Raw genomic sequence first — 20,750 nt, forward strand, 5'->3', positions numbered from 1 at the left:
GATTGCTCTACGGATAGCCGATCGGCGCGATGAACCCGAGTTCGAGCAGCTGCGCCGATCCGGAGAACCGCGTCGAGCATGCATCGGAAAAGTCGAACTCGCCGGCCTCCTGAAGATTGTCCAGCATCTTGCGGTAGACGGCCGCAGCATCGAAATACTGCCCGTCGGCGACTGCCTGCTCGATCTTGTCTTTATAGTCGGAGAAGAACTTGAAGTGCAGCAATACGCCGGAGACGGCGGGGAAATTCCTTTCGCAGGGCAGCGGCTGGTGGATGCTGACGCCGAGGCTGCAATTCCCGTCCCAGAAGATCACAGGATATTTGATGAGTTCGAGCAGATGGTCGAACTTGCGCTTCCGCGGGCCGCCCGTGATGCTGATCGCCCGCTTCGTATAGCTGATCTCGTATCCGGAGCCGTCGAAATGGTCGGCGATTTCCCACGGCATGAGGCCATCGCCGTCGAGCGTGGCAGCTCCGAGCCGACCGATCGGATACATGTCGAGCATGGGGGCTGCGAGGCGCTTCTCCCCTTTGCTCTCCAGCGCCTGCAGAAGAGCACCGAGCGGCCGGTTCTCGCAGTCCTCGTAAATCAGGAACTCGTCGGAATCGACATTGAGATACCACCGGTCCCAGCCATAGCGCTCGAACAGAGCTTCACGCCATTCGCGCCCCCTGCGGGCATCGCGATACCGCACCGGCGAACTCCAAAGGTCCACATCCTCCTGCGCAAGCAGATATTCCCGCGTCCCGTCCGACGATACGTCATCGACGCAGATGAAGCGGGTAACGCCGAGCCTTCTGTAGTGGCTCAGAAATGACGGCAGCAACTTGCGGTCGTTATGCGTATTGAACACGAGCGGAATGTCGCTCTTGCCGAGTGGCCTCTGGCCGCCCTCGATCAGGCATGACATCTCGATCGACCGTCTCCGCTTGCGGATACGCGCCGTGAGCTTGTAGGTCTCGTAGCGGGTAAGTACGCGATCGAATATCCCTCTCCGACCCCGCTCATTCTCAGCTTGGCGAAAGGGATAGTGAAGATCTTTCAAGGTTCGCTCCGATCGGCCGCTGCAGGAGGATGCGTTTACCGGCATCGCCGCGAGAATTCAACTCCGCTGCAATCTGTGGCACTTGCCGCGGCAGGACTTCCGGCCGATGCGCTAGCAAAAAAAAGAGCCATTCGAGTGAATGTTACGCTTCCCGAAGATGTCCTGAAGCAGAAGATGCCTCCACCGAAGCCCACGGCGTTACGCGCTCTGGATTTCTTGCTCGCGCTGCCAAGCACGAGATCGAACGGGCAAGTGCCGGCTGCGTCCCTTATCCTGAGTCCCGCTTGTCGGCTTAGGGCTTTTCCAGGAAAAAGCGTGACGGTCTCCGTCCGGGAATGCGCCGTTTCAAAAGTTTAGAACGACCCTCCATGCCGTACATTCGGCAAGCCATTAACGGATCTTTGAGAGGAGGAGAAAAATGGTGGGTGATCACGGGCTCGAACCGTGGACCCGCTGATTAAGAGTCAGCTGCTCTACCAACTGAGCTAATCACCCGACCGGAACCGCTTCGCTGCGGTCTGGTGGGGCGTATAATGGCGTTCGCCGGGCTTGTCCAGCGCCCTTTGCAAGTTTTCTGCAAAAATTTCAGCCGGTGCATTCGCGCGTCCCTCGTGCCGCGCTTCAGGCCACCAACTCCCCTTCGGCAACTTTTACCGCATGGCCGCCTATCCGCGCGCTCGCGATTTTGCCCTCCGCTATATCAAGATGCAGGTGTATGAAGGACGGGCGGCCCATTTCCACGCCCTGCTCGATCAGCATGGGATGATGGCCGTCGACCAGGCCGTCGAAAAAATTGATGGCGCCCGAAAGAGCGGCCGCGGCCGAGCCGGTCGCCGGGTCCTCCACCAGCCCCATGCCCGGGGCGAACATCCGGGCATGGAAGCGCGCCCTGTGGTTGATTCCGCCGCGGCAGTAGAGATAGGCCGCGGCGAGCCGGCCCTCGGCAAGCGGCGCCAGATGTTCCCAGCGCTGCGGATCGAATTCGACCGAAGCCGCCGCGCCCACGTCGTGCAGGGGTACCATGACAAATGGAACGCCAGCACTCCAGAAGGAAGGCACGTGATTTTCAAAGCCGACCTGCGTCGTCTTGAGTGCAAGTGCGTCGGCGATCTCCTGCCGGTCGAACTGCGCGTGAAGCCGGCTCGGTTTGCGCGGCAAATCGAATTCGGCGAAGGTCGCAGCCCCCGGCTTCAGCCGGACGGCAGCGCGGACCGGCCCTACTTCCTCTTCCAGCACCTGCATCAGCTCGAGCGCACTGCCGACCTCACCGTAGCTTGCTTCCGCAATCGCCACGGCCGCCCCGACCGTCGGGTGTCCGGCAAAGGGCAGTTCGTGGGCCGGCGTGAATATCCGAAGGCGAGCGGAGTGGGCAGCACTGTCGGGTCGCAGGATGAAGACCGTTTCGGAAAGGTTGAACTCCTGGGCGATCGCCTGCATCGCTTCGTCGGTCAGCCCCTCGGCCTCGAACACCACTGCCAGAGGATTACCAGCCAGACGCCTCTCGGTGAAGACATCGTAGATCGCGTAGCGCCGTGCCATACATTTCCCCTTATCGGTCCGGGTCGCTGTGGATCGGGTCCGGATACGCTGCATCGCGGAACCCCGCTGACGACGCCCCAGAGTCGGGTGCAGACTCTGGCGGTGCCGCGCCGCTCGCGACCTTGCAACGCCAACGCCCCGTCGGCAAGGCAAAAAGCCGCTTGCAGCGTTCCGTCACGCCATCTGTTGCCTGCGGATACGCGCAAAAAGCCATTCGAGTATGGGTGGAATGAACTCCGGATAATCATGTGCGGTCGGCTCCGCCTCTCGGATCGCCACCGCTTCGTCGATCTCGGGATGGGGATCGGCAGCAACATGCGCCGCCACGCGCGCAATGACTTCCTCCGCCGTGGCTGCCAGTCGGAAAACGCGAAAAACGGTGAGGGTGCCATCCATGTGGATGGCGTGCCAGCCGGGTTCCGCGGTCGTCTCGGAAAGCGAAATGCCGGTCTCCTCCATGACTTCGCGCGCAATATTGCGAGCGATATCGCAGCGCCCGTCAAAGATATCCTCCGGCTCAAGCGAGCCTCCGGGACTATAGACGCGGCCGGGATTGGCCGTGTGTGCACCCATGCGAATCGCGATCAGGGCGCCGTCCGAGGAAACGAGCATCGGCATGCCGAAGATGTGGCTCGCTCCCGGCGCCCTCGTTTTCCGCCACCAGAGGAAGGTCGAATAGGGAACGATATGACCGCGCGCGCTGATGCGCCCATCGGTTATGCGAACCGATCGCTGCAATACCATCCTCCCGTCGAAGAGATGCGGGTTCGCTGCGATTTCGCGCTGCCAGCTTTCTCGCGCCCGCTCCGCCTCTGCCAGGTGAAACGGGTGCGGCTCGGCCGCAACCTCTATGTCGATTTCCGAGACCGCAAAGATCGTCCCTGCGGCGGGCCACTGCGAACGGTCGGTTTCGAGTGTCATTATTATATGTCCAGGGTCATTACGACAGGGCAATGGTCGGAGGCTTTCGGCCGGTCCCAACCGGTGCGTGGATAACGCTCGACCTCCTGGCCCGCAGGAAAGATCGTGCGATAGGGCTGACCGGCGCGGATGATCTCCGGCACGCGGGTCGCATTGCGCCGCGCCAGCTCCGGCGACAGCCAGATATAGTCGAGCTGGCAGAGATGGCGTTCTTCCGGTCCCCTGCTGTGGAAAAGCGTCCAGCGATCGAGGGCCGGCCGTCGCAGCATCGGATTTTCGACGAAACCATCGTGGCTGAGGACGTCCAGTGCGCTCGTCGCCTCCGAAGTCGGCACGAACTCGTAGCCGTTGCGCCGGTCGCCCTCTACGTTCACCTTCTCCTGATAGTCATTCATGTCGCCACAAATGGCGAAGACTTTGCCGGCCGTATGTCCGCGGCCGAAGCGGCCTTCGATGATATGACGCACGGCCTTCGCCTCGGCGATGCGCACGGCCATCGTCGCCTGGCGGCCGTCAAGACCGTCGCGCGCCGGCCCCATGGACTTGAGATGCACCACATAGAGTGTCAACGGCCTCCCTCCGATCATCACGTCCACCTCAAGGCAGTCGCGTTTGAAGATGCGGTCGCGGGGCCGATTGGTAAGTGCCAGTTCGTCGTTGAAAAGGTCGAGATCCGCATAGGTGAGCGCTGCATGGCTCTTGACCTCCAGGCACTCGATCTTCTGGCCGTCGCGCGTCTCCTCCCGCATCAGCACCGCGACATCGATTCCGCGGGTGTCGTTTCCCTCGATCAGGTATTTCTGGCGGTAACCGTTTCCGGCCATGCGGAACAGATATCCATATTCGAAAGCCTGCAGCGCTGCCATGCTGTCGGTCTCCTGCAGGCAGAGAATATCGGCGTCGCAATCGGCGATCGCCAGCGCCGACATCTGCCGGGTATCGTCCGTATGCGCAATTGTGCGCGCCTCTTCCAGGCGCTGATATTCCGCCTCGCTGCGGACGTCGAAGAGCCGCAGCACCCGATCCTGCTTGAGCTGGTTGCGGAAGCCGGAGAAATCGAAGCGGCTCAGGAGATTTTCGATATTGAAGGTGGCAAGGCGAAGCGACATCAGGGCAATTCCACATTGAATTGCCGCGGACATTAGAGCGGGACGAGCAAAGGTGTAAAGCTGCAGGTTAGGCGGCCCTCGGGTAAGGCACGCAACCCGCGGTCCTCTCATGTGAGAGTTGCGGCGCGCCCGCGCGGACTGTGCCTGCTACCTTCTTACGGCCACCACCTGGGCCCGGCTGAAATAGGATAGCTGCACGCGGCCCGACTGGTTGCCCCCGATGAGACGTGCGGTCGATTTGGACAGTTGCGACAGGATGCCGACGTGGTAGCTCCGTCCGGCCCGGACGACGACGACGTCGCCGGGGCGCGCGTAGGAAAGCTTGACCGGCGCGCCGAACCGCAGCCACGAGCGGGCGATACCGTAGCTTTTCGGCGGCTCCCGGCCCGCCTTTCGGGCAACCATCCCCATGAAATGGCCGCACCAGGGCGTACGGGCCGGATTGATTCCGAGTGCGGCGCGAAGGCGCTTGTTGTTTTTCACCTCGTGCAACCCGGCATATTGCTGCGCTTGGGTCAGCATTCCCGCCGATGCGGTATCTGGTGACGTAAACGCTAGAAATGCTGCAGTCAGAAGCGCGACAACCTTCATGAGTTGGTCTCCCTTACAGCGTCCCCGCGTCCTGCCGGACGCGTAAAAGTCGCTGTAGCACCTGGATTTGCTGCATGTTTTTGGATCGGCTGCGATCCGACGACATGCAGCCGGCGCGGACGGCCTCATGCCGGCCCTCGCCTGCCTCTTCGCCTCCGTCCATCGCAACAAGTTCGCCCCTTCCGCCGGCGCGCATCGCGCACGTCGAGCCGCTCCGCGAACGGGAATGCGTCCCGTTCGAAGAGGAAATGCTCCGGAATCAAAGGGCTAGAGCGTCCTTGACCGAGGCGTGCGGCAAGCGGCGGTACCCAGCGCCCGTTCAGGGCGCCAAGGCATACCTGAATCGCTGCGCGGCCCGCTCATGGGCGCTGCCGTGCCGGCAACCGTTAAGGCTGCACCACGCCTTCGTCACAAAGCACAAAGGACTCTCTAGCGCTTTGAGGCTGCAAATAGCCGTCACCGAAAATCGAATATGGATTTTCGGTCCGGTGTTGCAGCCGGCCCGCAATTTGCAATGGCCGTGCCCCAACCTGATGGCGGTCGCTTTGCGAGAGCTTGGAATTCCCCTGCCAGCCGGTGGTTAGCGGCGAAAATCTGCCGGCTAGGTGAAGCGAAATTGTGGCAAAGGCCGCTTCTATTGCGCAAATGGCGCCAATTTCTTTGCCGATTCGCTATTGTAACCCGGAAATGGCGCGTTTTCGCCGGTCGGCGGTAGCTGTTCGGTCCGGCATCCCTACGGTCAGCTTCGCCGCTGCGGCACCTGAGCGTCAGCTCGGGCGACGGCCGTTCTGGCCGGTCCGGAGCGCTTCCAAAAGAGCTGCGTGGCGCTTTTTTCGCTCGGAAGCGCGTGGCTCAAAGAGATGAATTAGCGCACCAATCGAATAGCGCCCGGATAATTGAAATGGGTATTTGCAAGCTCCTTGCTGCAATCCATCTTGAAGGTACTGTTGCCGATCAGGGTGATCTCCTGTGCGATCAATCTGATGCACTCGCCGCTGGTCGTCCCATTGCCCGCATATTGGAGCTCGGCGGCGTCGGGGAGATATACGATCCCCGTCAGCGAGGATTTGCTGTTGCCGTTGATGACGGCCGACGCGGTGTTGCCGTGCTGTGCGACGATCGAGAAGCCGGCCCAGTTACCCGCCAGCGGAGGTGAGATATTGAAGGTGGCGCCGCCGTTGATCCTGAGCGCGGCACCGTTCATCAGAAAGAAGGTGACGCCCTGGCCGCTTACGACCGTCTGGCTGCCGAGTTCCAGCCGACCTCCATCGATGATGTAATTGCCCGGCTGGAGTGTGACGGCGCCTTTCAGGTCCAGCCCCCCGTAAGTTCCGGGTTTTAGCGTCACCACATGGCCGTCGGCATTTTTCGGGGTCTTGCCAGTGCCGTTGCAATCGCCATTGCCGCCGCCTCCGGCGACGAAGGCTTGGCCGCAGCCGGAAAGATCCGTCCATCCCGAAGGCTTGGGGAGCACTTTGCTCGCGAACGGGTCGGGTATGCGCGGCGATCCTTCGACGGCCGCCTCGCAGGCGAGCTGTATCGCTAGCGGCGAGCTGTAGATGCGCCCCGCCGCGTAGAGACATTCGGCTTTGAGCTTGCCTGAGCCGCCGATATAAACCGACTGATCGTCGTTCGAATTCGAAAGGACCGCACACCCCGTCAGGTCGGCAATCGCGCTGCCGCTGACCTCGAATGCGCGGTCTGCCGTCTTGTGAAGCGCAAGAATGCAGGCCTCCGCGCCGGATGCGCGCGCGGCAACCGCTAGGCGCCGGATCTGCAGCGGCAAGCGCTCGAGAAAGAGCGGCTTGTGGTTCAGCACGAACTCGGCGGTGGCGGTATCTTCGTTCACGCCGCGCGTAAATTTCACGGTCAAGGCCTGCGTGGACGGCTCCGTGGCGACGGCCAACGCGTCGACGACGCTCTCCTGCGGCAGCGCGTAGTTGCTCCAGAAAAACTTTTGTGCCGCATCATAGGCGCCGTCTTCGGTGGCACCCTCGCCATAGGCCCGTACCGAGCCGAGCGCGGCTGCATCGAGGGCGCTCTGGATCTTCTCCGCTTCGAAGTAAGCCCCGGCGAAGTCGATCGCCAGAGCAGCGGCGCCGATGATCGGCACGAATGCGATAGCGCCAAGAACGGCGAAGTTGCCGTCCCTTTCGCGCATCAATCTTTTCAGATGCAGGCGGAACGTCGCGGCCCTCATAACCTTCCCCTCAGCAGCTCCACCGCAACACATAAGCATTAACTAATTTTAAAAACGTTAGCAAACCTGGCCGTTTTTTATGAAATCTTTAGAAATGCGCCGCCTTTCTCCAGTTCCGTCGCGCTGCGGGCACGGCGATCGACGCGCTCCGTCGCGACAGCTCTGAAGGCCTTGGGCTGTCGCCCTCTTCAGCCGCCTCTTGCGCAAGAATCGATCGTACTTGGTTACAAATCGCCCTGAAAAGTTACTGGACCAAGACCCTCAATCGCGTCAAAAATGGTGGGGCAATCAGGGAAATGATTTCAGTAGCAATTTAGGTCAGAGGTCGCTCTGTAGTGGAATCTGATTGAGAACGTGTACCCGGTTGGGCCCGCGGCGGCCCCCGGGCGGAGAGTGATCGATATGCCCGAAGCGTTTAGCATCCAGGCTGATATTGCTGCCGCTGAATATCGAGATTGATAATTTTCGCCGCAATCTATCGGGCCTGCTCGCTGACGGCAGGCCCTGTTTCTTGGTATATCGGCGCCGTCGCAGCGAGCGAGGCGTCAGCCGTAGAGATATTCCGGCAGCCAGAGCGTCATGCCTGGCCAGATATACATCATGATCATGCAGAGGATGACGATCAGCATGTAGGGCATCATGCCCGCGAAGATTTGGCTGAGGGTCACCTGCGGCGGCGACACGCCCTTGAGATAGTAGGCCGACATAGCAACTGGCGGCGACAGGAAAGCAGCCTGCAGATTTACGAAGACGAGCACGCCCCAGAGGATCGGGTCAATGTCGAAATGGTGGAGCATCGGCAGGAAGATCGGCACGAAGATGATGATGATCTCGGTCCACTCGAGCGGCCAGCCGAGTATGAAGATGATGGCCTGCGACAGGATCATGAATTGCATCGGCGTGAGATCGAGTGCGAGCACCCATTGCTCCACCAGCGCCTGTCCGCCGAGGATCGCGAAAACGGCGGAGAAAAGCGCCGAACCGACGAAGAGCCAGCAGACCATGGCGGTCGTCTTCGCGGTCAGGAACACCGCTTCCTTGGTGCGCTGCCAGTCGAGGGTCCGCGCCTGGAGCGCCAGCAGGAACGCACCGGCCGCGCCGACTGCGGCGGATTCCGTTGCAGTGGTTATGCCGAACAGGATCACCCCGAGCACCACCACCGTCAGGATTGCGAGCGGCATGACTGAGGAAACGAGGAGCTTCACCACCTGCAGCCGTTCGGCAGTCATATTGCGATAGTAACGCAGGAGCGACAAGGCGGCGACCGCGGCGGCGAGGCCGAACCAGACGTAGAAGCTCGCCGCAGGGCCGCCAGTCGTCGCGGGCCCGGCATCCGCAACCGGTGCGCCGAGCTCTTCCAGTCCCTCCGGTGTTTCCGTTGCGGCGGCTTGCTGATGAATGACGACATACCACCAGAGGAGCCCGAGCGTGGACGCGGTCAGCAGAAATGGAACGAGTGCCGCTGCAACGTTCTTGACGAGTTTCCAATAGGTGAGCCGTCCCTCGCCCACCTCGATCGCGGCTGCGCGTGACGGTGAGACCAGAGCGGCAAGGAGCCCGGCGAGCATGTTGGGTGAATAGACCTCTGCGAGGCGCCTCATCCATGACGGCACCGGAACGCGCGTCTGTTCCTCGGGCAGGCTCGGCGCGATTTTCGGATTGAGCATCGCCCAACCGAGAACATAGGCCAGATAGAGAAGCGACAGAAAGAAGCCGGGAAACATCGTCGCCGCATAAAGCTTGACCACCGACTGCCCGGCCACCGCAGCATAGACGATGATCATCACCGAGGGCGGAATCAGGATGCCCAGAGTACCCCCGGCGGTGATGACGCCAGAGGCAAGCCTGACATCGTAACCAGCCCGCAGCATCGGGTTCATGGCGATCACGCCCATCAGCACCACGACGGCGCCGACCAGGCCGCTCGCAATGCCCCAGAAAGTGCAGACGATAAGAGTTGTAACGGCAAGCGATGCTGGAACGCGCCGGAACGACAGCTGGACGCTGTAGAACATCTTGTCTACCAGCGCGCCCCGCTCCATGACGTAACCCATCAGCACGAAAAGCGGGATGGAGATCAGCACGTCGTTGGTCATGGCACCATAGGTGCGTTGGACCATGAGATCGAAGACCCGGTTATCGATCCAGGGCTCCGCCGGATTGTAGAAGGCGTAGAAGCCGAACAGCATGCCGAGACCCATCAGGGTGAAAGCCGTCGGAAATCCCATCATGATCACGACCACGATGAGGGCCAGCATTGTCAAGCCAAGGAATGGTTCGGTCACGGCTCTCCCCCTCCGAGCCCGCGCTGCCGGGCCGCCCTGTCGATGTCCTGCGCGCGTTCGATGGCTGCCTCGCGCGTCTCCTCGTCGATATGCTCGCTATGGGCCAGCTGCTCGGCCACGACATCGATCTCTTCGACGTCCTTCAGCCGGGCTGGCCACGCCCCGGTTCTCAGACAGAGGATGCAGCGCAGGATCTCCGCCAGGCCCTGAAGAATGACCAGCGCGCCCGCGATCGGAATAACCGTCTTGAAGTAATAAATCGGCGGCCCTTCTGCCGTGACTGTCGAGTGCTCGCCGATCCGCCACGACAACGCGGCATAGTCGTAACCTGCATAAATCAAGGCCGCGATGCCGGGCAGGAAGAAGAAGATGTAAAGGATGAGGTCGAGCGCCGCCTGAGTGCGCGGCCTCAACGAACTGTAGATGAAATCGCCGCGCACATGCGCGTTCTGCGCCAGCGCATAGGCCCCCGCCAGCATGAAGAGGCTGCCGTAGAGCATGTTGCTGGCGTCGAAGATCCATGCGGTCGGCATGTTCAGGATGTAACGCTTGAAGACTTCGCCGCACACCAGCACCATCAGGCCGATGATCAGCCATGCGGCCGCCTTGCCGGTCCAGACGCTGATGGCGTCGATCCTGATGAGCAGATGCTGAACGTTCACGCGCACTCCCCGGATGGCCGTGCCGTCACCGCGCATCACCGGCCTGTGCCGGTCATGCGCGGCATCGGGCTGAGGTCAGAGCGACTTGGCGACCCCGTCTCGCCCGAAATAGTGGTCGAAGGCCATCCGCCGGTTCACGACCGTATCCTGCTCCCATCGCGTGGCGCGTTCTGCAAAGGCGATCTGCGACTGCAGAACCTCTTTGAACACCGGGTTCTCCGCCGATTTCTTTTTCACCACCTCGTCATAGACCTCGAGCTGCCGCCTGAGGATCGCCTCTGGCGTCTTGTAGAACTTGACCTGGTCGGCAGTCTGCATCTCTCGATAGTCCTTGGAGTAACGATCGATCGCCTTCCAGGCCATGTCAGCCGACGCCGCGTCCACGGCATTTGTTATGATTGCTTTCATCTGTTCCGGCAGGCCGTCGAATTTCGCCTTGTTGAACAGTATCTCGAAGGTCTCGGCATTCTGATGATAGCCCTGCAGCATGCAGACCTTGGAGACGTCGGGAAAGCCGAGCACGCGATCGGACGAGGCATTGTTGAACTCCGCCGCGTCGAGAAGTCCGCGATCGAGCGCCGCGACGATCTCGCCGCCCGGCAAGGCGTTGACGGCCGCGCCGAGCCCGGTGAACACATCGATCGAGATCCCGACGGTGCGGAATTTCAGCCCTCTTAGATCCTCCGCCTTGGCGACGGGCTTCTTGAACCAGCCCAGCGGCTGCGTCGGCATGGGTCCGTAGGGGAACGATACGACATTGGCGCCGATCGACTCGTAGAGTTTTGCGAGCAGGTCCCTGCCGCCGCCATACTTGTGCCAGGCCAACATCATGTTGGCGTCCATGGCGAAGCCTGGTCCCGATCCCCACAGCGCCAGTGCGGTCTGCTTGCCGTAGTGATAGACCATCACGCCGTGGCCGCCATCGAGCGTTCCTTCAGAGACCGCGTCGAGAAGTCCGAAAGCCGGCACCACGGCACCGGCCGGAAGCACCTCTATTTTGAGGTCTCCACCGGTCATGTCGTTGACCTTCTTTGCAAAGTCGAGCGCGAACTCGTGGAAGATATCCTTCGACGGCCAGGTGCTTTGCCAGCGCATGCTGACGGGTCCCTGTGCCTTGACGATGCTCGGTGCTACAGCCATGGCCGCCCCGGCCACGGCTGCGCCGCGCAGAAATTTGCGGCGCGATGTCCCTCCGCTCTCGGCTGTATGTTTCATACTCTCCTCCCGAAACTGCGCGCGAGCTGCCTCCCGTCGATGGGAGCGGATTCTCTCGCGGGCATTCACAATGGCTGAAGAGGCACAAGCATCGTCTGGAGACGCGCTGCGCCCCGATTTTCTTCTTGCTGCAACGAGAATACTCCCGAATGCGGCCCCTCGCAAAGATTGCAGGAAACGCGCCGGGGGCGCTGCCGATTGGAAGAGGAAGGGAATAGTATGAGGCGGTGTTCCGTCTTACGGCGAGAACCGCCGATCTCTCCGGGAGGGCATAGGATGAATACCGTCGTTCCGCGAAAACTGATCGTCATCACCATGGCCGCTGCGCTTATGGCCGGTTGCGCCGGAGTTTCGGCGCAACAGACGGCGCGCAGGACGGGCAATATCGGCTATGGCCCGAACCCGACCTTGCCGAAACCGCGCCCCACGGTGATCCCGACCGTCAACATCGCCGACGCGAAGGGCTGGGCGCAGGGCGCCGCGCCGAAGCCGGCAGAGGGATTGAAGGTGAATGCCTTCGCGACCGGCCTCGATCACCCGCGCTGGCTGCACGTGTTGCCGAACGGCGACGTGCTGGTGGCCGAAACCAACGCACCGGCAAAGCACGATGAAGGATTCAGCCTCAAGAAGATCTTCATGAAACAGGCAATGAAGCGAGCGGGTGCCGCGACGACCAGCGCCAACCGCATCGCGCTCCTGCGCGATACCGACGGCGATGGTATCGCCGACATTCGCAGGACCTTTGCTGAAGGCCTCAATTCGCCTTTCGGAATGACGCTGTCCAGGGGCACGCTCTACGTCGCCAATACCGACGCGCTCGTCGCGTTCCGCTACTCCAATGGCCAGACTCGCGTAACCAAACCCGAAAAGATCGTCGACCTGCCGGCGGGAAGCCTCAATCATCATTGGACGAAGGACGTGATCGCGAGTCCGGACGGACGAAAGCTCTATGTCACCGTGGGTTCCAACAGCAATGTCGGGGAAAACGGCATGGCCGCCGAAAGATATCGCGCCGCCGTCCTGGAAGTGGACAGGGCAAGCCGCCGCACCCGGGTCTTCGCCTCGGGCCTGCGCAATCCCAATGGTCTCTCCTGGAACCCGGAAAGCGGCGAACTTTGGGTCGCCGTCAACGAACGCGACGAACTCGGCGACGATCTCGTTCCTGACTACATGACCTCCGTCCGGGACGGTGCGTTCTATGGCTGGCCCTACAGCTATTTTGGCCAGAATGTCGACGCGCGCGTCAAGCCGCCGCGCCCGGACCTCGTGGCGAAGGCCGTGAAGCCCGACTACGCTCTGGGTTCGCACACCGCTTCGCTGGGGCTGGCATTCTCCCAAGGCGCATCGCTCGGGCGTGCCTATGCCAACGGTGCCTTCGTGGGCCAGCACGGCTCCTGGAACCGTAGCGTGCATAGCGGCTACAAGGTTATCTTCGTCCCGTTCAGGAACGGCAAGCCGAGCGGTCCGCCGAGAGACGTTCTCGCCGGCTTTGTCAGCCGGGACGGCAAGGCAATGGGCCGGCCGGTCGGCGTGGCGATCGACAAGCGCGGCGCTCTGCTCGTTGCCGACGATGTCGGCAACGTCATCTGGCGCGTCAGCCGAAGATAGCTCCGATAGACTCGCTGCTCTGCCATTGCTACTCTCCCCGCTCGGGCGAGGGCAATGCGCTTTTTTCTTGGCGTTCGCGCCTTGTTTTTCTTGCACGGACCGGAAGCGCGCACCGAATACCGCCCAGACACATTCAACTGACCGGATTGGCTTACGACATCGCCGGGAGATAGACGGCATGAGGCGGCTGGCAGCGATCATGGACGCAGACGTCGTCGGCTACAGCCGGCTGATGGGGCTGGATGAAGCCGGCACCCACCGGGCGGTCAAGCAGTGCCGTGACGCCTTCATTCTGCCCCTGGTCGCGGTCCATGGCGGACGGATCGTCAAGCAGGCGGGTGACGGGACGCTCGCGGAATTCGCAAGCGTTCTCGACGCCGTCGCCTGCGCGGTTGCGATCCAGCGGACGATGCACGACCACGCGCGAAGCGCGGAAGCGCAACGCCTGGAATTGCGCGTCGGCGTCCATCTCGGTGACATCGTCGCTGACGATGGCGACATCCATGGCGAAGGCATTGCCGTCGCCGGGCACCTGCAGGAGATGGCGCCGCCCGGCGGCGTCTGCGTGTCGCAGCAGGTCTATGATCAGGTCGGCTTGAAAGTGGATTTCCCCTTGATCGACGCCGGCTGCAGAACATTTGCCGGTCTTCCCGCTCCCCTGCGCGCCTGGTGCTGGCAGCCGGGCACCGTGGCGGGGGAAGCGCCGCCGGCGCCGGCGCAAACCGACCCCCTGCTCGGTAAGAAGCGCCCGTCGATTGCCGTCCTGCCCTTCGTCAATCTTTCGAGCGTCGACGAACAGGAACATTTCTCCGACGGTTTTACCGAGGAATTGATCGCCACGCTTGCCCGGTGCCGCTGGCTGCGCGTCGTCGCCCGCAACTCCTCCTTCACTTTCAAAGGGATGGCGGTGGACGTAAGGAGGGTGGCGGCAGACCTGGGTGTCAAATATGTGCTCGAGGGCAGCATACGGCGTTCGGCGAACCGCATCCGCATCACGGCGCAGTTGCTGAGCGGCGAAACCGGCATGCTGCTCTGGGCAGAACGCTACGACCGAATGCTGGACGACGTTTTCGTGCTGCAGGATGAGATCGCGGGACAGATCACCGGCACCATACAGCCGGAACTCGGATTCATCGAATTCGCCGCGCTGCGCGGCCATACCGCAACGGACATGGATGCCTGGAACATCTATCTCAAGGGGCTGTGGCATTTATACAAGTTCAATCTGGAGGACCTGAGGATCTCCAAAGAGCTCCTGGAGCGCGCGATCGATCTCGAGCCTGCCTTTGCGCAGGCCCACGCGCGGCTGGCTTATGTCCATATACAGCTCGGCTGGTATGGGCCTCTGGAAGAGCGGGCCGAGCGGATCACCGACGCGACGGCGCTTGCCGAACGTGCCATCGCGCTCGACGATCGCGAGCCGGCTGCACATCTGGCGCTCGGCCGGGCACGGGCGCTCGGTGGCCAGCCGCAGCGCGGTATCGATCACCTGCGCAATGCGCTGAGGCTCGACGCAAGCTTCGCCCAGGGCCACTTCGCCCTCGGGCAGGCGCTTTGCTATGTCGGCCGCCCGGAGGACGGTATTGCCGCCATCAACGAGGCATTCCGGCTGAGCCCCCGCGATCCGCATCTGTGGACCTTCTACAACATGGTGGCCATCGCCCACTACCAATCGGGTCGCTTCGCGCAAGCCGCCGAAGCGGCACGCGCCTCCCTGCGCCAGGAGAACGCCACCTTCTGGCCGGCAATGGTGCTGGCGGCCACCCTCGGCGCCGAGGGGCGGACCGACGAAGCCAGCGCGGCCGTCGCGAGCCTTCTTCGTCGGCGGCCGGACATGACCGCGCAAAAGGCGCGCGCTGAATTCTACTTCGGTAGCGCGCCGGCTATGCCCGAGGAGTTCATCGACCGCTTCGTAGGCGATCTGCGCCGCGCCGGTCTGCCCGACTGATATCCAGCCGCTGCGGAATGATTTGCCCGCATCCGCCTGCCGCCTGCCGGCTGCCGGCTGCCGGCTGCTTCGTCGCAGGCGGGGCGAAGGGATAAGCGGCGCCCCCAACTATCCGTCACTCGCGCGACAACTCTCCATCGGGGAGAGAAACCACCCGGAGCGTGGCGCCGGCAATCCGCTCACCCCGTAAAAATTGCGACGTCCCGTTCTTGTATACATAAATCTTGACGTTGTACGCAAGATGGGTAACTCATTATACCAGAGCTCGGCACGGAGGCCGGAAATCGGCAAGGAGCGGACGTGCGTCCGGTGGTAATCAAAAGGAGGAGATCACATGTTGAAACGTTTGGCCTTCGCATCGGCCATGGTGTCTGCAACTCTGCTGTCCAGCGGCGCACTGGCCCGTGTGACCGGCTTTGAGATCAAGGCCTCGGGACCAGCCTTTGAAGGTAAGGTCTTCGGCAATGCCGGGGTCTATGAACGGATCGATGCGATCGCAACCTTTGCCGTCGACCCGAAGTCGCCGCGTGTTGCCAATATCGTCGACATCGACAAGGCGCCGGTGAACGCGTCGGGCGAAATCGAATTCAGCACCGAGGTTTCGATCCTGCGGCCCATGAGTGTGGCGCAGCGTTCGCCCGTTCTCTTCTACGAAGTGCCTAATCGCGGCAAGAACCTCAGCTTCATGCTTCTCAATCGCGCTGCATCTACCGGCGTTCCGTCCGCCGCGACCGATGCCGGCGACGGGTTTCTCATGAATCGCGGCGATACCGTCGTCTGGAGCGGATGGCAAACAGGTCTTGCCGACGACCTTCTCAACCTCGACCTTCCCATTCTCAGCGGTCTCTCAGGCCAGTCGCGGGAGCAGTTCATCTTCGACGAGCCCGGCAGCGTCAGCGCCGCGGCGCTGACCTACCCGGCGCAGGACCTCGATCCGTCCAGGGCGACGCTGACGGTACGTGCCAAGGAGGCCGACAAGCCGCAACAGATAGAGGGCTTGAGCTTCAGATATCTGAACGCGACCGAAATCGAAATCACCCGGCCCCCCGGCATGGACGCCGGAGCGATCTACGAATTCATCTATCCTGCGAAGGACGCGGTCCCCGCCGGCCTGGCCTTCGTCGCCACGAGCGACTTGATCTCCTTCCTCCGAGGCAATGAAGGCCATAACGCGCAAAATCCGCTCGACGGGGTGAAATACACCATCGGCATGGGGATTTCGCAATCCGGACGCTTCCTCCGCGATCTCATCTATCATGGCTTCAACGCCGACGAAAAAGGCAACAAGGTCTTCGACGGAGCCATTCCGCATATCGCCGGCTCGCGCAAGACATTCACCAACTTCCGCTTCGCCCAGCCGGGCCGGTATTCGCGCCAGCACGAGGATCACGACTATCCGGGCGATCAATTCCCATTCACCTATGCGGAGACCTCCGATCAGCTGAGCGGCAAGAGTGGAAGCATACTGACTGCCTGCTCTTCCACCGAGACCTGCCCGAAGATCATGCACACCGACACGTCGACGGAGTTCTGGCAGGCTCGCGCCTCGCTTGTAACGACGTCGCCGGATGGAAAGCCGCTGGAGATGCCCGATAATGTGCGGCTTTATTTCGTAGCCGGGGCGCCGCACTTCAACGGTTGGTCGGCACAGTCGAAAGACGAGGCGGCATGCACCTATCCGACGAATCCGCTGAGCGCCGCACCGGTCATGCGGGCGCTGTACGTCGCGCTGGCGGACTGGGTTTCCGAGAACAAAGCGCCACCTGCCAGCCGTTATCCCAGCCTGACCGACGGAACGCTCGTGCGCCTCGAAGACCTGAAGCTGCCGAGAATCGGCGGCGAAATCGCTCGTCCGGTCTTCAACGAACTCCGGGTGATGGATTATGCCTCGCAGCCGCCGGCACGCGGAAAGGCCTACCCGGTGTACCTGCCGGCGATCGATGCGGACGGCAATCCGCTCGGAGGTGTCAGCATGCCCTTCGTGAAGGCACCGCTCGGAACCTATACCGGCTGGAACCTCCGCAAGGAGGGCTTCGGAAAGGGCGAGCTTTGCAGTCTGACGGGCACCTTCATCCCCTTCCCGAAGCAACCCAGCGATACCGACAGCCGCAAGTCCCTCAGCGAGCGCTATCCCGATGGCAAAGCCTATATCGCTGCGGTCAAGGCCGCTTCGGAAGCGCTCGTCGCCGACGGCTTCATGCTTCCCGAAGATGTCGGCTATGTCCTCGACAGGGCCCAGGAGGACATAGACGCGATGAATGAATAGAGCCCTTCCGAGGGATATCCGTCTGGCCGTCGTTCCTGTGCTTGTCACAGGGATGACGCGCCGCGGGTCGCCCTGTTCCTACTGCAGGGTCCGCGTCGGCACTTCGGCCGCCTGACCGTTCATGGCCTCTGGTGCCGCCGTCTGAGTGCCGCGGTTGCTGTCGAGGCCGGTCGCGACGACGGACACGCGGAAAGTGCCGTCGAGGCTCCGGTCGAAGATCGCGCCGACGACGATGTCGGCCTCGTCGTAAACTTCCTCGCGGATGCGGGTCGCCGCCTCGTCTACCTCGAAAAGCGTCATGTCCATGCCGCCGGAAATCGATACGAGCACGCCCTTGGCACCGCGCATCGAGACCTCGTCGAGCAGCGGGTTGGCGATCGCCGCTTCCGCCGCCATCATTGCGCGGTTCTCGCCGGTCGCTTCGCCCGTGCCCATCATGGCGCGTCCCATGCCCTTCATCACCGTCTTGACGTCGGCGAAGTCGAGATTCATCAATCCCTCTTTGACGATCAGGTCGGTGATGCAGCTGACGCCGGAATAGAGGACCCGATCGGCAATCATGAACGCGTCGGCGAAGGTGGTCTTGGCATCGGCGATGCGAAATAGGTTCTGGTTAGGAATGACGATGACCGTGTCGGCACTCTCGCGCAGCCGCTCGATGCCGAGTTCGGCCGTCTGCATGCGCCGCTGCCCCTCGAAGCTGAAGGGCTTGGTGACGACCGCAACGGTCAGGATGCCAGCCCGCCGAGCCGCTTCCGCGATCACCGGCGCCGCTCCAGTACCCGTGCCGCCGCCCATGCCTGCCGTGACGAAGCACATATGCGTGCCGCCGAGGTGATCCATGATCTCGTCGATCGATTCCTGCGCGGCCGCGTTGCCGATATCCGGCACCGAACCGGCGCCGAGGCCCTCGGTGATGGCGGCGCCCAGTTGGATCCGCCGCTCCGCCTTCGAAGTCGCCAGCGCCTGCGCATCCGTGTTTGCGGCGATGAAATCGACGCCCTGCAGGTTTTCGGCGATCATGTTGTTGATCGCGTTTCCGCCGCCGCCGCCGACGCCGATGACCGTGATCTTCGGGCGCATCTCGGTAATGATCGGCTTCTTGTATTCCGTCATGGTTCTTCTCCTTGGGCAGTTCCCCGGCCGCCCGAAAACTCGGAACACGGAGATCGAATGCGGTGCGGCGCGAATCAGGCTTCGTCATTCTAGGAATTCAAAAAAGCCACGGAGAAGGCAAGAGCGACAAAATCAAGGCAGTCCACAACTACCTCCATCGGCACAGGAACAAAGAAATACCGTTGCACGTTCAATCCGGGTTCGCTCAAGGAGGAATGGCTGCCATGGGTATCGAACAAGCCCCGACGGCGAAGGGCAAGCAATCCGCCACCGGCCTGCGCAAAAGCGCCGCCAAGGAAGAGAAAAAGACAGAAGCACAAAAGGGATCCGACCTTAGGAAAGGCGCCGAGCGGTTCGACGAACGTTCGAAAAGCTCGGACGGCCGAAGCGCCGCCTCGAAGCAGAAGCCGAAAAAGTAAAGAGGTCGTCCTTTCGACCCGCGGCGGGCGCCGGCTTAACCCGCTTCGGATGCGGGTGCGGTGTAACGTCGGCGCACGGCGTCGGCCAGCCTCTGCCGGCTTTCGGCGGGCGAGAGCGAGCGATCCTCTTCTATCCCTGCCGCCTCCTCGGCCAATTCCTCGTCGCCGATGCGTTCCTCGAACCACTTCGAGTAATCGCCGCGGCGCAAATGGTGCTCCCAGGTCTTATCGTCTATCCCTTCGGCGATCTGCAGAAACATCGTCAGATTGTGGGCGCGCAAATTCATCTCATTCTTCGGACCGCGGAAATAGAAGCTTGCATCCTCGCCCAACCGGCCCTCGGCATATTTGCGCGTATGCCGCTTGCGGGCTTCTCGGGGTTGTTCGGCCTTGATCCGCCGAACCCGCGCGGGCGGCGTGCGCCGCCAGAAAAGAACCTCGTCTTCCCCGAAAGGGACATCCAGCCCGTCCGGCAGCGCCTCATCGAAGACGGAGCATAGCGTGGCGATTACGTCGCGCGCCTTCGGACCGAGCGCTGCGACCGCAGTGATCTCCTTGAGCGCATCCGGCGAGACGGAGTCCGGATGGACGGTGATCATGATCATGCCGGAGCGGTCGTCGGAAAGCGCGAGAGAGGCACTGTCGCGCGCTGCGGGCATGAGGTGATGGGCCTCGTCGATAATCAGCCAATGCGGCCTGCCCGTCCTGGCACGCAGCGCCGACAGGTCGGGCATCAGGCCGGCGAAGAACTCGGGCCGCTCGTTGGGTTCGACGCCCGTTGCGCTGACGACGACGTTGTCGTCCGGATTGGCCAGGAGTTCCAGCACCTCCCTGCCGGTAGGCGCAACAGAGCCGTTACCCACGGTCACGGCGCCTTCAAGCCCCTCATAATCGCCCTCCGGATCGAATATGCAGAGCTGGAACCGCCGTTCCCGTAATCGCTCCGCAAGGGCGGTCGCCAGCCTTGACTTGCCGATGCCGGAACTCCCCGCTATCAGCAGCACGTCCCGCGGTCCGATCTCCACCGGTCCTTCGTCATCCTCACCGATCGGCACCTGATGGCGGGCACTTGCGCACAACGCATAGTCGGACTCCATGATCCGGTGCATCAGTTGCTCGACGCCGGCCCCGCGCACACCCTCGAGGACCACGTCGGCCGTATCCTTGAGCGCGGGCAAGGCGTTGGCAACCGCGGCTCCGCAGCCGCACGTTCTCAAGAGCGCATGGTCGTTCTCGGCATCGCCGACTCCCACCACGTTGAGAAAGGAAAGCCCCATCTCCTTCAGGGCAGCCTTCAGCCCAGTCGCCTTGTTCACACCCGTCGGGAGCACCATGACGGCCCCTTTGTTGAAGATGATCTCGAGTTCGAGGCCGAGCTCGTTGATCGCTTCGAGCGCGGCTGTTTGGAATGGCTCCCAGGTGGCGACGATGGAACGGCCCACCGACATCCTGTCGACGCCCTTTTCCTTGAGGCGCTCGATGAAGGCCTCCGGCGGTGAGGGCGCAAGCAGCCGTTCCTCGCCGGTTTCGGGCGTATAGAGCAGCGCACCGTTCTCGACCACAACCTTGTCGAACACATCGATTTCGGGGAAGACACTTTTGAGATCCGGCAGTTCGCGCCCGGTCACGAGCAGAAGCTTGCGTCCGGTCTCCTTAAGCCTCTTCAGAGTCTCCAGAGTTTCCGGCCGAACGGCACCATAATCGGCGAGTGTGCCGTCGTAATCCGTCGCAAGAGCCATGACATACATCTGCGCGCCGCCTCCTCTGTTGCCGGCCGCCGGATCCGATCGACCGTTAGCCGCCATTGTCGTGCTGCACGGTGGAAC

General features: G+C 62.2%; 15 protein-coding genes, 1 tRNA gene and 1 pseudogene. 5 read left to right on the forward strand and 12 right to left on the reverse strand.

What is annotated here, in order from left to right; genetic code table 11:
* Nucleotides 1–7: 7 nt before the first annotated feature.
* Entirely contained in the window at nt 8–910 is a 903-nt protein-coding gene (locus SINAR_RS0120640; protein WP_028000826.1) for a glycosyltransferase family 2 protein, read from the reverse strand.
* A gap of 255 nt (nt 911–1,165) precedes the next feature.
* On the opposite strand from SINAR_RS0120640, the pseudogene SINAR_RS1000000138330 reads away from it, so the two are divergent.
* Nucleotides 1,166–1,341: pseudogene (locus SINAR_RS1000000138330) on the forward strand (type II toxin-antitoxin system HicB family antitoxin); the annotation flags it as partial.
* A 123-nt stretch (nt 1,342–1,464) separates the two neighbouring features.
* Here the strand turns inward: SINAR_RS1000000138330 and SINAR_RS0120645 are convergent.
* The 9 genes from SINAR_RS0120645 to SINAR_RS0120690 all read right to left on the reverse strand — a co-directional run bounded on the left by SINAR_RS0120645 (nt 1,465) and on the right by SINAR_RS0120690 (nt 11,567).
* Nucleotides 1,465–1,540 (reverse strand) — tRNA-Lys (locus SINAR_RS0120645).
* Between the two features lie 126 nt (nt 1,541–1,666).
* Nucleotides 1,667–2,584, reverse strand: a complete 918-nt coding sequence (locus SINAR_RS0120650; RefSeq protein ID WP_028000827.1) for a PhzF family phenazine biosynthesis protein — start codon at nt 2,582–2,584, stop codon at nt 1,667–1,669.
* A 174-nt stretch (nt 2,585–2,758) separates the two neighbouring features.
* On the reverse strand, nt 2,759–3,505 hold the full coding sequence (locus SINAR_RS0120655) for an NUDIX hydrolase (RefSeq protein ID WP_028000828.1): 747 nt from the start codon (nt 3,503–3,505) through the stop codon (nt 2,759–2,761).
* A gap of 2 nt (nt 3,506–3,507) precedes the next feature.
* Complete coding sequence (locus SINAR_RS0120660) at nt 3,508–4,614, reverse strand: endonuclease/exonuclease/phosphatase family protein (RefSeq protein ID WP_028000829.1); 1,107 nt, start codon at nt 4,612–4,614, stop codon at nt 3,508–3,510.
* 147 nt (nt 4,615–4,761) lie between these two features.
* Nucleotides 4,762–5,205, reverse strand: coding sequence for an NlpC/P60 family protein (locus tag SINAR_RS0120665; RefSeq protein WP_028000830.1), 444 nt, complete (start codon nt 5,203–5,205; stop codon nt 4,762–4,764).
* An 865-nt stretch (nt 5,206–6,070) separates the two neighbouring features.
* Complete coding sequence (locus SINAR_RS0120675) at nt 6,071–7,405, reverse strand: TadE/TadG family type IV pilus assembly protein (protein WP_028000832.1); 1,335 nt, start codon at nt 7,403–7,405, stop codon at nt 6,071–6,073.
* A 545-nt stretch (nt 7,406–7,950) separates the two neighbouring features.
* Nucleotides 7,951–9,690, reverse strand: a complete 1,740-nt coding sequence (locus SINAR_RS0120680; RefSeq protein WP_028000833.1) for a TRAP transporter large permease — start codon at nt 9,688–9,690, stop codon at nt 7,951–7,953.
* The gene (locus SINAR_RS0120685; RefSeq protein WP_028000834.1) at nt 9,687–10,388 is read right to left on the reverse strand and encodes a TRAP transporter small permease subunit; all 702 of its coding nucleotides are present in this window, start codon (nt 10,386–10,388) and stop codon (nt 9,687–9,689) included. The genes SINAR_RS0120680 and SINAR_RS0120685 overlap by 4 nt, the downstream gene beginning before the upstream one ends.
* 39 nt (nt 10,389–10,427) lie before the next feature.
* Entirely contained in the window at nt 10,428–11,567 is a 1,140-nt protein-coding gene (locus SINAR_RS0120690; protein WP_028000835.1) for a TRAP transporter substrate-binding protein, read from the reverse strand.
* Between the two features lie 276 nt (nt 11,568–11,843).
* Here SINAR_RS0120690 and SINAR_RS0120695 point away from each other — a divergent pair, with 276 nt between their 5' ends.
* From SINAR_RS0120695 to SINAR_RS0120705, 3 genes are all read left to right on the forward strand, one after another.
* Nucleotides 11,844–13,175, forward strand: a complete 1,332-nt coding sequence (locus tag SINAR_RS0120695; protein WP_028000836.1) for a PQQ-dependent sugar dehydrogenase — start codon at nt 11,844–11,846, stop codon at nt 13,173–13,175.
* Nucleotides 13,176–13,353: 178 nt separating this feature from the next.
* On the forward strand, nt 13,354–15,123 hold the full coding sequence (locus SINAR_RS0120700; protein ID WP_028000837.1) for an adenylate/guanylate cyclase domain-containing protein: 1,770 nt from the start codon (nt 13,354–13,356) through the stop codon (nt 15,121–15,123).
* A 334-nt stretch (nt 15,124–15,457) separates the two neighbouring features.
* Complete coding sequence (locus SINAR_RS0120705; RefSeq protein ID WP_028000838.1) at nt 15,458–17,389, forward strand: alpha/beta hydrolase domain-containing protein; 1,932 nt, start codon at nt 15,458–15,460, stop codon at nt 17,387–17,389.
* A 78-nt stretch (nt 17,390–17,467) separates the two neighbouring features.
* Here SINAR_RS0120705 and ftsZ read toward each other — a convergent pair whose 3' ends face one another.
* The gene (gene ftsZ, locus SINAR_RS0120710) at nt 17,468–18,505 is read right to left on the reverse strand and encodes a cell division protein FtsZ (RefSeq protein ID WP_028000839.1); all 1,038 of its coding nucleotides are present in this window, start codon (nt 18,503–18,505) and stop codon (nt 17,468–17,470) included.
* 224 nt (nt 18,506–18,729) lie between these two features.
* Here ftsZ and SINAR_RS0120715 point away from each other — a divergent pair, with 224 nt between their 5' ends.
* Complete coding sequence (locus SINAR_RS0120715; RefSeq protein WP_003537108.1) at nt 18,730–18,924, forward strand: hypothetical protein; 195 nt, start codon at nt 18,730–18,732, stop codon at nt 18,922–18,924.
* A gap of 35 nt (nt 18,925–18,959) precedes the next feature.
* Here the strand turns inward: SINAR_RS0120715 and SINAR_RS0120720 are convergent, their stop codons facing one another.
* Nucleotides 18,960–20,672: an HAD-IIB family hydrolase gene (locus tag SINAR_RS0120720; RefSeq protein WP_028000840.1), complete on the reverse strand. Its 1,713-nt coding sequence runs from the start codon at nt 20,670–20,672 to the stop codon at nt 18,960–18,962.
* Nucleotides 20,673–20,750 lie beyond the last annotated feature (78 nt).

This window comes from Sinorhizobium arboris LMG 14919 (genome assembly GCF_000427465.1).
In the GTDB taxonomy this organism is placed as follows: Bacteria; Pseudomonadota; Alphaproteobacteria; order Rhizobiales; family Rhizobiaceae; genus Sinorhizobium; species Sinorhizobium arboris.

What these genes read in the sequence shown, in the direction of transcription:
- SINAR_RS0120640 (WP_028000826.1), bottom strand. Translation starts at nt 910, where the DNA reads ATGTCATGCCTGATCGAGGGCGGCCAGAGGCCACTCGGCAAGAGCGAC.
- SINAR_RS0120650 (WP_028000827.1), bottom strand. Translation starts at nt 2,584, where the DNA reads ATGGCACGGCGCTACGCGATCTACGATGTCTTCACCGAGAGGCGTCTG.
- SINAR_RS0120655 (WP_028000828.1), bottom strand. Translation starts at nt 3,505, where the DNA reads ATGACACTCGAAACCGACCGTTCGCAGTGGCCCGCCGCAGGGACGATC.
- SINAR_RS0120660 (WP_028000829.1), bottom strand. Translation starts at nt 4,614, where the DNA reads ATGTCGCTTCGCCTTGCCACCTTCAATATCGAAAATCTCCTGAGCCGC.
- SINAR_RS0120665 (WP_028000830.1), bottom strand. Translation starts at nt 5,205, where the DNA reads ATGAAGGTTGTCGCGCTTCTGACTGCAGCATTTCTAGCGTTTACGTCA.
- SINAR_RS0120675 (WP_028000832.1), bottom strand. Translation starts at nt 7,405, where the DNA reads ATGAGGGCCGCGACGTTCCGCCTGCATCTGAAAAGATTGATGCGCGAA.
- SINAR_RS0120685 (WP_028000834.1), bottom strand. Translation starts at nt 10,388, where the DNA reads ATGCGCGGTGACGGCACGGCCATCCGGGGAGTGCGCGTGAACGTTCAG.
- SINAR_RS0120690 (WP_028000835.1), bottom strand. Translation starts at nt 11,567, where the DNA reads ATGAAACATACAGCCGAGAGCGGAGGGACATCGCGCCGCAAATTTCTG.
- SINAR_RS0120695 (WP_028000836.1), top strand. Translation starts at nt 11,844, where the DNA reads ATGAATACCGTCGTTCCGCGAAAACTGATCGTCATCACCATGGCCGCT.
- SINAR_RS0120700 (WP_028000837.1), top strand. Translation starts at nt 13,354, where the DNA reads ATGAGGCGGCTGGCAGCGATCATGGACGCAGACGTCGTCGGCTACAGC.
- SINAR_RS0120705 (WP_028000838.1), top strand. Translation starts at nt 15,458, where the DNA reads ATGTTGAAACGTTTGGCCTTCGCATCGGCCATGGTGTCTGCAACTCTG.
- ftsZ (WP_028000839.1), bottom strand. Translation starts at nt 18,505, where the DNA reads ATGACGGAATACAAGAAGCCGATCATTACCGAGATGCGCCCGAAGATC.
- SINAR_RS0120715 (WP_003537108.1), top strand. Translation starts at nt 18,730, where the DNA reads ATGGGTATCGAACAAGCCCCGACGGCGAAGGGCAAGCAATCCGCCACC.
- SINAR_RS0120720 (WP_028000840.1), bottom strand. Translation starts at nt 20,672, where the DNA reads ATGTATGTCATGGCTCTTGCGACGGATTACGACGGCACACTCGCCGAT.